We start from the raw sequence: 12,169 nt of genomic DNA, 5'->3' as shown, positions 1-12,169 counted from the left end.
AGAGAATAAATGACGTTTAAGCCATGAAACAAGCGATTTTCCTGCAAAAAGACTCGTATTCACAGGCGTATTTAATGTGATAATCATAAGATATCTGGTCCGGGAGACGCTCAAAAGCCAACTGGCGATACTGTTCATCCTGCTGCTGATCTTCTTTTGCCAGAAGCTCGTCAGGATTTTGGGTGCGGCAGTCGACGGCGAGATCCCGACAAATCTGGTCCTTTCCTTATTAGGTTTAGGCGTGCCTGCCATGGCGCAACTGATCCTTCCGTTAAGCCTGTTCCTCGCGCTGCTGATGACGCTGGGCAAACTGTATACCGAGAGTGAAATCACGGTGATGCATGCCTGTGGCCTGAGTAAAGCGGTGCTGGTCAAAGCCGCGATGATCCTGGCGCTGTTTACCGGGATTGTGGCGACCGTCAACGTGATGTGGGCCAGCCCCTGGTCGTCCCGCCATCAGGATGAAGTGCTGGCGGAAGCTAAAGCCAACCCCGGCATGGCGGCGCTGGCCCAGGGCCAGTTCCAGCAGGCCACCGACGGCAACGCCGTGTTGTTTATTGAAAGCGTTGATGGCAGCAAATTTAACGACGTATTCCTGGCGCAGCTGCGACCGCGCGGTAATGCGCGGCCCTCCGTGGTGGTAGCCGATTCCGGCGAACTGTCGCAGCGTAAAGATGGCGCGCAGGTGGTCACCCTGAATCAGGGAACCCGTTTTGAGGGTACCGCAATGCTGCGTGATTTCCGCATCACGGACTTCAAAGATTACAAAGCGGTGATTGGTCACCAGACGGTGGCGCTCGATCCTGAAGATTCTGAGCAGATGGGCATGAAAGCGCTGTGGGAATCGGACAAGCAACAGGCGCGCGCCGAGTTCCACTGGCGTCTGACGCTGGTTGTCGCCGTGATCGTGATGGCGTTGATGGTGGTGCCGTTAAGCGTGGTGAACCCGCGCCAGGGGCGCGTGCTGTCTATGCTACCCGCGATGCTGCTGTATCTGATTTTCTTCCTGCTGCAGACGTCGCTGCGTTCCAACGGTGCGAAGGGCAAGCTCGACCCGATGATTTGGATGTGGGCGGTAAACCTGGCGTATCTGGCTCTGGCGATTGCCCTGAACCTGTGGGATACGGTGCCGATGCGTAAGCTGCGCAGCCGTTTTTCGCGCCGAGGAGTGGTAAATGCCGGGATTTAGCGTACTTGACCGATACATCGGCAAAACGATTTTCAACACCATCATGATGACGCTGTTCATGCTGGTGTCGCTTTCTGGCGTTATCAAGTTTGTCGATCAGCTGAAAAAAACCGGTGAAGGGAGTTATTCCGCTGTCGGCGCCGGGATGTATACCCTGCTGAGCGTGCCGAAAGACGTGCAGATTTTCTTCCCGATGGCGGCATTGCTCGGCGCACTGCTGGGGCTTGGTATGCTGGCTCAGCGTAGCGAGCTGGTGGTCATGCAGGCATCCGGCTATACCCGTATGCAGGTGGCGCTGTCGGTAATGAAAACCGCGATCCCGCTGGTGTTGCTGACCATGGCGATTGGCGAATGGGTTGCGCCGCAGGGCGAGCAGATGGCGCGTAACTACCGCGCGCAGATGATGTATGGCGGTTCGCTGCTCTCCACCCAACAAGGCCTGTGGGCGAAAGACGGCAATAACTTCGTCTATATCGAACGTGTGAAAGGCGACAACGAGCTGGGCGGCATCAGCATCTATTCGTTTAACGATAAGCGCCGTTTACAGACGGTTCGCTACGCCGCCACCGCGACCTTCAACCCGGAAACGCGCGTCTGGCAGCTTTCACAGGTGGATGAATCCAACCTGACCAACGATAAGCAGATAACCGGTACCCAGACCGTAACCGGCACGTGGAAGACCAACCTTACGCCGGACAAACTGGGCGTAGTGGCGCTGGACCCGGATGCGCTGTCTATCACCGGCCTACGCGATTATGTGCGCTATCTGAAATCCAGCGGCCAGGATGCCAGCCGCTACCAGCTCAACATGTGGAGTAAACTCTTCCAGCCGCTTTCCGTGGCGGTGATGATGCTGATGGCGCTGTCATTTATCTTCGGCCCGCTGCGTAGCGTACCGATGGGCGTGCGTGTAGTGACGGGGATTAGCTTTGGTTTCCTGTTCTACGTGCTTGACCAGATCTTCGGCCCGCTGAGCCTGGTGTACAACATCCCGCCGATTATGGGCGCGCTGTTGCCAAGCGCCAGCTTCTTCCTGATCAGCCTCTGGCTATTGGTCCGTAAGTCGTAAATTGAGGGGTGCAGATTGCACCCCTCTGTTTTATTGACTGCGTTAGCCTGCTGTTATCGCCGCCTGCCACCCAGAATACTTCCCAGCATCCCGCGCACAATCTGATTGGTGACCTGGCGCACCGCGCTTTTCGCCATAGTCTGCACCACGCCGTCGCGCTTGCCGCCTCGCGGCCCGGTGCTGCCAAACAAAATATCTTTTAACCCGCCGATAAGGCCGTCGTCTTCTGTTGCCTGAGCGCCTTTCGCGGGCGGCGCGTTGCCCTGTTCCGGCGCATCCGCCACGCGGTTTTGCAGCATTTCATATGCGGATTCGCGGTCGACCGCGTCCTCATATTTGCCATACAGCGAAGAGTGATTGAGCAGTCCGTTGCGCTCATCCTCATTCACCGGCCCCATCCGCGAGTAGGGAGCGATCACCATGGCGCGCTCCACCATGCCTGGGCTGCCTTTGGCATCCAGAAACGAGATTAGCGCCTCGCCGGTGCCCAGCGCCTGGATCGCCTCTTCGGTATCGAAGGCCGGGTTAGCGCGCATGGTTTGCGCCGCAGCTTTCACCGCTTTTTGGTCTTTCGGCGTAAAGGCGCGTAGCGCGTGCTGCACCCGGTTGCCCAACTGGCCCAACACCATATCCGGGACATCCGACGGGTTCTGGGAGACAAACCACACGCCGACGCCCTTCGAGCGGATAAGGCGGATCACCTGCTCGATTTTATCCAGCAACACCTGTGGAGCATCGTTAAACAGCAGATGCGCCTCGTCGAAGAAGAACACCAGTTTAGGTTTATCGAGATCGCCCGCCTCCGGCAGTTGCTCATAGAGTTCGGAGAGCATCCACAGCAGGCTGGCGGCGTAAAGCTTCGGCATCTGGTACAGCTTTTCCGCCGACAGGATATTCACGATGCCTTTGCCGTTGGCATCGGTGCGCATCCAGTCTCTGATATCCAGCATCGGCTCGCCGAAAAACGCGTTGGCCCCTTGCTGCTCAAGGGTCAGCAGCCCGCGCTGGATAGCGCCTACCGATGCGCTGCTGATATTACCGTACTGGTTCTGGAATGATTTGGCGTTATCACCGACGTACTGGGTAATGGCGCGCAGATCTTTAAAATCGAGCAGCAGCAGTCCTTGCTCATCCGCGATGCGGAAAATGATATTCAGTACACCGGATTGCACCTCGTTCAGGTTCAGCAACCGGGCGAGCAGCAATGGCCCAAGGTCCGATACCGTGGCCCGCACCGGATGGCCTTTTTCACCGAAGATATCCCATAGCGTGACCGGGTTGCCATGTGGCTGCCAGTCAGTGACGCCGATACCGTTCAGCCGCGCCAGCAGTTTTTCCGATGCCGCGCCTTCCTGCGCAATCCCGGTTAAATCGCCTTTCACATCCGCCATAAATACCGGTACGCCGATACCGGATAACGATTCCGCCAGCTTTTGCAGCGTGACGGTTTTACCGGTGCCTGTCGCCCCGGTGATCAGCCCGTGGCGGTTGGCCATTTGCGGCAACAGATTTAACGTCACTTCCGGCGTACGGGCGATAAGCAGCGGTTCGGTCATGATGAATTCTCTTGTGATGGTTTCGCTTAAATCATAGGTAATTCACCACGAAACAACATCGGTAAAATGCTGACTTTGCGGCATATCCCGCATCACCGACTATGCTTTGCATACGGTTTACTTATTTTTTGGAAAACATGTCCAGATTCTTTTTTAACGAACGCAAACAGCTGGTCAACGACGCGATTGAGGGTGTTATTCTCTCCGCGCAGCATCGCAACCTGACGCGCCTGGATATCGACCCGGCAATCCGCGTCGTGGTGCGTAGCGACTGGGATAAAAGCAAAGTGGCGGTGATTTCCGGCGGCGGCGCGGGCCATGAACCGGCGCATGTCGGGTTTGTGGGGAAAGGGATGTTAACCGCAGCGGTGTGCGGCGACCTGTTCGCCTCGCCGAGCGTGGATGCGGTACTGAACGCGATTGTTGCCGTAACGGGCGATCGCGGCTGCCTGTTAATTGTCAAAAACTACACCGGCGACCGGCTGAACTTTGGCCTGGCGGCGGAGAAAGCCAAACGTCACGGCCTGAAGGTCGAGATGGTGATTGTGGCGGATGACATCGCGCTACCGGATAACAAACAGCCACGCGGCATCGCGGGTACGGCGCTGGTGCATAAAATCGCCGGATTCGCGGCGGAGCAGGGGAAGACGCTGAGCGAAGTGCGCGACCTGGCCCATACCGCCAGCCAGCGCGTCTGGAGCCTGGGCGTGGCGATGCAGACCTGCAACCTGCCGGGTAGCGAAGAAGAGAACCGCATCCAGCCGGGAAAAATCGAGCTGGGGCTGGGTATCCACGGAGAGCCGGGTGCCAGCATCGTCGAGACGCATAACAGCCAGCAAATTGTGGCGCAGCTGGTGGACGCGCTGCAGCAAAAAACCGGGCCGGATGCCCGTCTGGCAGTGATGATCAACAACCTGGGCGGGGTTTCCGCGCTTGAGATGGCGCTGCTGACTAAGGAGCTGGCGCACTCACGATTGAGCGAGCAGATTGATTACCTGATTGGCCCGGCGGCGCTGGTGAGCGCACTGGATATGAAAGGCTTCTCGCTTTCAGCCATCACGCTGGATGATACCTTTGAGAAGGCGTTAAAGGCCCACGTTGAGACGGCGGGCTGGCAGCCGCCCGTGCCGTTCCGCACGGTAAAAGCCCAGCAGCATAACCCGATTTACAATCGCATGGACGTTACGCCCAGCGAGAACGCCGCGACCAGGCAGATTGTCGCCACGGCAACCGACACGTTAATCAGCCTGGAGAACCGACTGAACGCGCTGGATGCCAAAGTGGGCGATGGCGACACCGGCTCAACGTTTGCGGAAGGCGCGCGCGACATCAAAAGCCAGCTCGATGCCGGGCAACTGCCGCTTAACGATACCGGCGCGCTGCTGCTTCTTATTGGCGAACGGCTGGCTACCGTCATGGGCGGTTCAAGTGGCGTGCTGATGTCGATATTCTTTACCGCCGCCGGGCAAAAGGTCGCTGAAGGGGAGGCGTTGTCTCAGGCGCTACAAGTAGGTTTACAGCAGATGAAACGCTACGGCGGCGCGGACCTGGGCGACAGAACGCTTATCGATGCATTGCAACCTGCGCTGGAGGCGCTGGCGGGTGAGGGGCTTGATGCCGTAGCGAAAGCCGCGAAGCAGGGTGCGGAAGCGACAGCGCAGATTCAGAAGGCCAACGCCGGACGGTCATCATACGTTAACAGCGAGAACCTGAACGGCGTGCCGGATCCGGGAGCCGTTGCGGTTGCCGAGGTGTTTGGAGCGCTGGTTAAGCGGTAAGAGCGGGGAAACGGATGCTGGTTTTTTCAGCATCCGAATTGCAGGGTAAGGGATAACTGTTGCGCGTGAGGGAGTTGCAGGTATAATCCACAACGTTTTCCGCATACCTCTTCAGTGCCGAAGTGGCGAAATCGGTAGACGCAGTTGATTCAAAATCAACCGTAGAAATACGTGCCGGTTCGAGTCCGGCCTTCGGCACCAAAAACGATTGTGATAATCGGAAAACCTACAACAATCAATACGTTGTACAATGAAGCTGGACGTTGACGGCAACTACAAAATGGCCGCATATCCGGCTTTTTTTGTTTATAAAGCCTCGGGCCGGATCTTTTCACTCACACCCTGTTTTGTCAATCTCTCTCCACGCAACTTCTGAGCATTTCGACATTGTGTTCAATATAGCTGAGCGTCACCTTAATATCGCGGTGGCCGAGTAGTTTCTGCGTGACATACAAATTTTGCTCCGGTTTCTGCATTAATTCTGTGGCAACGGTATGACGGTAGCGATGTGATGAAAAACGGCTGTGGCAGGCATCGCTGAGTTTGGCAAAGAAATAGCTCACCTGATTTTCTGTCATCGGTTTACCCTGGCGCAGCGTCCTCCGACTGAAACGATTGATGTTGAACAACTGATCGTCAGCCCGTATTCCCTTTGTTTTCGCTTCTTCAAGCAGATGCTCCAGATAGGGCCGCAGCCGGGAGGCAATGGGAACAATATGTTCATCATGGCTTTTACTGCCTTCGATCTGAATAAACAGCGTGTCATGGACCAAATCGATATCCCTTACTCGCAGGTGAATAAGCTGATTCAGCCGGATAGCGGTGTAGTTGAAGGTTTCAACCACGGTCAGCCAAAACCATGCCGGATATAAAGGCGAACAATAGCCGCGCTGCATTTTCTCCCGTTCGATAAATTGATTCAGCACTTTTCGGGAAGCGAGGATTTGCTCGCGGGTCAGGGTTTTCTTTTTCTTACGGGATTCCCGCAGCGATGTTTTCTGGAATGGATTGATGAACTGTTCCAGTAGCCCCTGCTCAATTGCGAAGTTATACAAGACCCGCATATGGCGCATATAGTGATTCCAGCTCACGGATTTGATGCATCGCACATTTAACAGGTAATGACGCCACTCCAGTACCATATGCGGTGTGACTTCGGCGGGCAGTACGTTGCGCCAGTGAGTAAACTGGTTTACCGCCGTGCAATAGCAACTCTGGGTGTCAGGTCGCAATAAGCGGGCAAAAAAATACTCTTCCAGGATCTGTTCAAAGGTCATTTGAGTGACTTCCTTCATTGAGCAAGAGATGAGGGTTATTAAAGGGAACGTCATCTCCAAAAAGCGGCGTGGGATCGTCGAGCAGATATCCCTTCAGACGTGAACAACGGCGTGGGCCGACAACGGCGCAGTGCCAGATGTTGAGGCCATTTTTTTGTTTTCGGTGAAGATTCAGGTTCTGGAACTTCTTCTGTACCTCCCGCCAGTATTCTTCAGGGACATTCTGACCGCAGGTGCTAAGCCAGAGTTTGAAAATACCGGGCGTCACCAGAAACACCGACCCGGCGACGGTATGGATCCGGGCGTTAGGTTCATTGACTTCCAGATGTTGAGCCTGAACATTACGCACCAGCCACTGCCAGAAGGCTTCGCCTGATAGTGGGGTATCGTCCTGTTCGGGTTGGAGGGATGGTTGTTCTACTTCGGTGTTTGTTTCAATTACTGCTTCTGTCTCATTTCGGATTCCCGTTATCGGTGTGATGGTTCCACTGAAGGTTGCGGGCCGCTGCTGTGGATCTTCCCAAATCAGTGAAGGGGAAAAGCGTAACAGCGTGAGTTCACTACTCCAGCCGCCGCTGGCCTCAATCCGGCAATGCCAGATGGCTTTATCCTCACAGGGAATGAGCAACTGGTGTGCCTGCATCTCATCGAACAGTCGCACGTTATGCTGCGGTACGGCGTCAATACCCTGGCGCAGCAACCAGCCACGGACAGCATCGGCAGCGTTCTTGCTGACCAGCCACAGCGCTTCTTCCGTCAGCCAGCCGTCAGAGCCTCCGTTCGGGTTGTTGAGCCGAAACTCATGCGCCAGCAGGTCGCGCAGACTGGTGATAATTTGCTGCGGCAGCGAGGTTTGCGGACGATGGATAGCCTTGACCGGATCGCCGCCGAGATTAAACGCTACCGACGCCCGGTCGGCTTTCTGCACCAGTTCACCCGCCAGTCCGGCATACTGATACTGTCCGTTCAGGCAGTGCAGCAGTGTGGATAAGGCAGCAGAATCAGCGGCGAGCCAGTCGAGGCTTTCCGGAGGGAGCAGTTGGGTAAGCAGAAGAACTGCCGCAGCCGGATGGCGCAGGTAATCACGTTGCGGCAGATAGCGGAATCGATAAGGTTGGGTCAGTGGACCATGCCATGGAAACCAGCGTTGCCCGCTGGTATCTTCCACCTCAATATCGGTGATGAGTTTGCCCAGATCGTGCAGTAACGCGGCGTAGATGATAACCGTCGTCCAGCGTTCGGACTGGGCAGCCTGATCTTCCGGTACTGCATCAGGCGGAAAAAGATAACTCTGCCGCAGTCGTGCGGCATAACAGGCGGCTTCGAGGCTGTGATCGAGCAGACCGCCTGCATGGGAATGGTGGTGGTTTTCTGAGGCTGGAAACGACTGCGCCAGTTCTGCGAAACGATGAAGTGGTGTCAGCCAGAAACGTTCAAACAGTGAGGCAGGGAGTGCGGTGCTCTGGCGAATAAACTGGATCAGCTGTGGGCGGGTAGTTTCAGCCAGTAACGTTTGTGCGGATTCGGGATGCAGCCATCCCTCCGTGGCGCTCGGCTTGCCGTCGGATGGTGTGGTTTCTGGTTTTTTGCGCGTCAGCCATATCCGCATAATGGCCTTTTTCCCCTTTTCCGGGTAAGCCCGTTACCCCTTCACTCTCTTCCCCTTAACCTTTTGCATTTTGCCTTTTGGTGCCGTCAGATTTAGGGCGAAACTGTTTATTGGGTTGCGCAAATTTATTGGAGTGGAGAAAAACGGCAGAGCAGGATGCTCCGCCGTTGATATGAGTGTCATGCGCTCAGCGCTAACGGTTGCTGCGCCCGTTCAAGCAGATATTCACAGGCATTACGCGCTAAACCGCTGGCGCGGAAAATCGTTTTTTTGTCCTGCTGCAATACCTTCAGCCACGATGCGATGTAGCTGTCATGCTGTAGCTTCGCCTGAATGCCGACATGGGCGCAGAGAAATGCAGATCCCATTTCGGCAACGAGTTCTTCGAAACTATACGTCGGATCACCAAAGGTATGGTTTCCAACGGTGATGCCGTCCCGACTCAGCCGCGAAGCATGTCCGGTAGCGTGCGTCAGTTCATGCAGTAGCGTGCCGTAATAATCCTCACGTGAAGCGAACTGCTCAGGATGCGGCATGATGATGCAGTCGCGCCCCGGCGAGTAATACGCCCGGTTCTGGCGCCGGTGAGTGATCGTCACCGCGCTTTGTCGGGCAACCTGTTCAGCGGCGGCGATGGGATCATCGACCATCACGACAGGCTGTGAAAACGCCTCCGGCAGTCCTTCACATTGCTGAATGTTGAACAGCCGGAACTCGCGTACCACGGCATAAGACGTCATTTTAGGGTTGCCGTCAGCATTAAGAACCGTGTTCCCGTTGCTGTCCACAACCTCGCGCTGCTGGTGCAGATAGAACACGGCCAGTGTAGATTTTTCGCCTTTACGAACGTTACCGCCCGCATTGCGAATCTGAGTGAAGGTCAGCCATCGATCGCTTTCATATCCCTGTCGCTCAGCGCTGTTCCAGAGCAGAGGAATATTGATACCGTGATACAACCGCCCGGATAAGGCATTCATCGGCACCACCGGTTCCCCTTCCCGCCACGGGCGAACCCAGGGGATCACGTCTTTCTCCAGCGCGGCGATAATTTCATCAGTGACTTTCTGGTAAAGATCGTTGCTTCTGTTCATAAGCGTAACCTCATGATAAAGAAGCCGGGTACAGCGCTCCCGGTCGGGAGTCGCCCGGCACGGGGAGTGAAGGATGCTGAGGGAATCAGCTGGTATGAAGGGCAGTAACCAATAGGTGATTGTCTTCAAGCGTTAAGCGCAGCGGCGTCATCAGCGGTACGTTGCTGCTGCCGTCAGCGGGCAAACAGTACAGACCGAAATTAATGCTCTTACGGTCCGGGCCTGCGCTTTTGAATGTCAGCATAGTGGCGACAATCAGGTTTTCGAGACGGTCGTCTTCCTGAGAGGGATCGGGTGGAAAACTGACTACCTTTTCCCAGGCTTCAGATGAGACAGACAGCGATAAGGATTTTGCTTCAGGGCAAGATGAAGTAGGCATCGTGTTTCTCCAGTGATGAAAGCAGAGAAACACCGCCCGGCAGGGAGGGATTCCCTGCATGGTGGGGTAGAGGATGTATCAGGCGCTAAGCGCTGTCCGCGCGGATGATACGGAGCGGACGAAAAGGCGAGCCTCACCGGGTAAGGTGGCAACCTGAAGGCTCTGGTTGCGGGTCAAACTTCGTACAGATTAATACGGTATCAATAATAATCAAGAGATTGGTTCTTCAGTGAGATAGTTCGGGGCTCGTTATTCTGGACGCTAGTTTGGTGCGCAGGATTTATCCGCTAGAGAGGTTAAAGGCAATTTATCCTCTGTAGGGGATAAAGCATATTGGGCAATCGATGATACCTGCGAAGCTCACGGTCTCAGGCTTTGAAAATCTGCTTACGGTGCCAGCCAACGTATTGTTCAGTGGGCCACAGAGATGTGTCGTGAGGAAGATGCAACGACTGGCCGTTCCGTTGCCAGAACAGGTTATCCACTACCGGGCTACGGCTGACGCCGCCGGAGATGCGGATGGTAAGGTTTTCATCCAGCCCGAATGCGCCCATATCAAAAGCATCGTGGTGCAGCGAACATAGCGCCAGACCGTTGTTTACCACACACGGCCCGCCATAGGTTTTCCAGTGAATATGGGCGGCTTCAATACCAACCAGCGCACCATCGAGTCGTAGATCGTAACCGCAGAAAGCACATCGCGAATGGTAAGCCCGAAGCACGATATCCCTGAAACGCGGATCGCGGTTCTTTGAACGGTCGATAAAATCCAGACCCAGTTGGTTGGCGAGGATCCGCTGAATACTCTCGGGGAAACGATCCATTAGGATCTGCTGGGCCAGTTGGTCAATTACTTCAGGGTGTGCAAGCAGTTGCTGGTAAGCTGTTTCATCAAAACCCCCCGCTACCTGGTTATCAATCAGCTCTTTCTTTGTCGGCTGGGTGTTGCCTCTACGGGGTTTGCAGCCTTCTGCATTGGCAATTTCCCAGAAGCCGTCAGTTCTGAGCCGCCAGAAAGGCATATTGGGATAGTCAGTGCGTCGCTTGGGGCCAAACTCTTTGAGCAGACGAGTGAGCGGTTCGTGGATCTCTAGGCCGTAGTTAAACAGGCGCGAGTGACCTGCTTTGTACTGCGACAATACATACAACAGCAGCAACGGCTTATGCGGAGCACATACATCCCCCTGACGCCATACAGAAACGTTGGAGATGGCCGATTGCAGCGTTTCGAGAGATATCATAGGAATAAACCGGGTAACAGGCTGATATTATTGCGATCATGCTCGCAAAAGCGGTGAAATTCAATTGTTGCTCGTCACGTTGATGAGAGAGAAATCGACGCGTTGTGTTTGTAACTCTGAAAGATTGTTTTCGCTTACCTACAGGGAGGGGAATCATTTATCACAGAGAGCAAAGCTTATCGTGTGAAGTATATTCCTTGCATTCTGAGCTATTCCTGAGCAGAGAAATGTTAATGCTATTAAGCCCGGAGCATTGTCTCTGCCAGAAGGAGCCTGTCACAGAGAGTTAAGAATGAGCCAGCAATCATCGGTGTGAAGAGTTGCACTTGGCGCTGTCCGTGTGCAGGTACAAAGCAGACGGAAAGGTAAGCCTCACCGGCAAGATGACAATTTGAAGGCCTTGGCTGTAGTGATGCTGCACGAATTATGCGCCATTGCCCGAGGGAAACAGTTCCGTTGAGTTGATAATATGGGATCTTGTAAGAGATTTTAGAAAAATGATTGCTAACAAATTGATTTTTTTGGCAATTATACATCTTTTAAAATGGGCGGCATTGTCCATTCTTGAGGATGATGTAAACCTCATTGACAAAGTGATTTTGTGTCTTAAACCTGATAGCCTAACATAAAGAATTTGTAGCTGCACTGACTGACGTGAGCTTGCAAAACCTATACACCATAACTCAGACCTGAGAGACAAATGAAACAAGATACTGTCATCCAAAAAATCTGGAGCCTTTGTAACATCCTACGTGGTGACGGGATTACTTATTATCAGTATGTATCCGAGCTTAGTTATCTACTGTTTCTTAAGATTGCCCAAGAAAATGGTGCAGAGAAGCAACTGCCCGAGGGTTGTAGATGGGCTGATCTTACTGCACATAGCTGACCTGCTCCCCGTTGATTAACACACCGCGATGCTAGTAATGTCTTCATAAGCCACATGAGGACATCCCCATGAAGAAGCGTTTTTCCGACGA

The 12,169-nt window shown here is 54.4% G+C and carries 10 protein-coding genes and 1 tRNA gene; 5 read left to right on the top strand and 6 right to left on the bottom strand.

Annotation, left to right across the window (positions count from 1 at the left end):
• The first annotated feature begins 76 nt into the window (after positions 1–76).
• Positions 77–1,189: an LPS export ABC transporter permease LptF gene (lptF, locus tag FHW74_RS20795; RefSeq protein WP_183172213.1), complete on the top strand. Its 1,113-nt coding sequence runs from the start codon at positions 77–79 to the stop codon at positions 1,187–1,189.
• The gene (gene lptG / locus FHW74_RS20790) at positions 1,176–2,258 is read left to right on the top strand and encodes an LPS export ABC transporter permease LptG (protein WP_183172212.1); all 1,083 of its coding nucleotides are present in this window, start codon (positions 1,176–1,178) and stop codon (positions 2,256–2,258) included. The genes lptF and lptG overlap by 14 nt, the downstream gene beginning before the upstream one ends.
• A 53-nt stretch (positions 2,259–2,311) precedes the next feature.
• Here the strand turns inward: lptG and FHW74_RS20785 are convergent, their stop codons facing one another.
• Entirely contained in the window at positions 2,312–3,814 is a 1,503-nt protein-coding gene (locus FHW74_RS20785; RefSeq protein WP_183172211.1) for a helicase HerA-like C-terminal domain-containing protein, read from the bottom strand.
• A gap of 137 nt (positions 3,815–3,951) precedes the next feature.
• On the opposite strand from FHW74_RS20785, the gene FHW74_RS20780 reads away from it, so the two are divergent.
• Both FHW74_RS20780 and FHW74_RS20775 read left to right on the top strand, forming a co-directional pair.
• A complete protein-coding gene (locus FHW74_RS20780) occupies positions 3,952–5,592 on the top strand; it encodes a dihydroxyacetone kinase subunit DhaK (protein ID WP_183172210.1) in 1,641 nt (546 codons plus the stop codon).
• 116 nt (positions 5,593–5,708) lie between these two features.
• A tRNA-Leu gene (locus tag FHW74_RS20775) sits at positions 5,709–5,793 on the top strand.
• 149 nt (positions 5,794–5,942) lie between these two features.
• Here the strand turns inward: FHW74_RS20775 and FHW74_RS20770 are convergent.
• From FHW74_RS20770 to FHW74_RS20750, 5 genes are all read right to left on the bottom strand, one after another.
• Positions 5,943–6,869 (bottom strand): site-specific integrase, encoded by a 927-nt coding sequence (locus FHW74_RS20770; protein ID WP_183172209.1) that lies wholly within the window; start codon positions 6,867–6,869, stop codon positions 5,943–5,945.
• Entirely contained in the window at positions 6,859–8,478 is a 1,620-nt protein-coding gene (gene mobH, locus FHW74_RS20765) for a MobH family relaxase (protein ID WP_183172208.1), read from the bottom strand. The genes FHW74_RS20770 and mobH overlap by 11 nt, the downstream gene beginning before the upstream one ends.
• Positions 8,479–8,657: 179 nt before the next feature.
• Positions 8,658–9,569: an ArdC family protein gene (locus FHW74_RS20760; protein ID WP_183172207.1), complete on the bottom strand. Its 912-nt coding sequence runs from the start codon at positions 9,567–9,569 to the stop codon at positions 8,658–8,660.
• 85 nt (positions 9,570–9,654) lie between these two features.
• Positions 9,655–9,948 (bottom strand): hypothetical protein, encoded by a 294-nt coding sequence (locus FHW74_RS20755; protein WP_183172206.1) that lies wholly within the window; start codon positions 9,946–9,948, stop codon positions 9,655–9,657.
• A gap of 368 nt (positions 9,949–10,316) precedes the next feature.
• Complete coding sequence (locus FHW74_RS20750; protein WP_183172205.1) at positions 10,317–11,189, bottom strand: phosphorothioated DNA-binding restriction endonuclease; 873 nt, start codon at positions 11,187–11,189, stop codon at positions 10,317–10,319.
• A gap of 700 nt (positions 11,190–11,889) precedes the next feature.
• Here FHW74_RS20750 and FHW74_RS22775 point away from each other — a divergent pair.
• Positions 11,890–12,078 (top strand): type I restriction-modification system subunit M N-terminal domain-containing protein, encoded by a 189-nt coding sequence (locus tag FHW74_RS22775; RefSeq protein ID WP_255459960.1) that lies wholly within the window; start codon positions 11,890–11,892, stop codon positions 12,076–12,078.
• The last annotated feature ends 91 nt before the right edge of the window (positions 12,079–12,169 follow it).

The organism is Atlantibacter sp. RC6 (genome assembly GCF_014193285.1).
GTDB lineage: Bacteria > Pseudomonadota > Gammaproteobacteria > Enterobacterales > Enterobacteriaceae > Atlantibacter.
This window is presented reverse-complemented; position numbering and strand designations above follow the sequence as displayed.

Bases quoted from the DNA above. Each gene is read 5' to 3' on its own strand.
- lptG (WP_183172212.1), top strand. From the start codon at position 1,176: ATGCCGGGATTTAGCGTACTTGACCGATACATCGGCAAAACGATTTTC.
- FHW74_RS20785 (WP_183172211.1), bottom strand. From the start codon at position 3,814: ATGACCGAACCGCTGCTTATCGCCCGTACGCCGGAAGTGACGTTAAAT.
- FHW74_RS20780 (WP_183172210.1), top strand. From the start codon at position 3,952: ATGTCCAGATTCTTTTTTAACGAACGCAAACAGCTGGTCAACGACGCG.
- FHW74_RS20770 (WP_183172209.1), bottom strand. From the start codon at position 6,869: ATGACCTTTGAACAGATCCTGGAAGAGTATTTTTTTGCCCGCTTATTG.
- mobH (WP_183172208.1), bottom strand. From the start codon at position 8,478: ATGCGGATATGGCTGACGCGCAAAAAACCAGAAACCACACCATCCGAC.
- FHW74_RS20760 (WP_183172207.1), bottom strand. From the start codon at position 9,569: ATGAACAGAAGCAACGATCTTTACCAGAAAGTCACTGATGAAATTATC.
- FHW74_RS20755 (WP_183172206.1), bottom strand. From the start codon at position 9,948: ATGCCTACTTCATCTTGCCCTGAAGCAAAATCCTTATCGCTGTCTGTC.
- FHW74_RS20750 (WP_183172205.1), bottom strand. From the start codon at position 11,189: ATGATATCTCTCGAAACGCTGCAATCGGCCATCTCCAACGTTTCTGTA.
- FHW74_RS22775 (WP_255459960.1), top strand. From the start codon at position 11,890: ATGAAACAAGATACTGTCATCCAAAAAATCTGGAGCCTTTGTAACATC.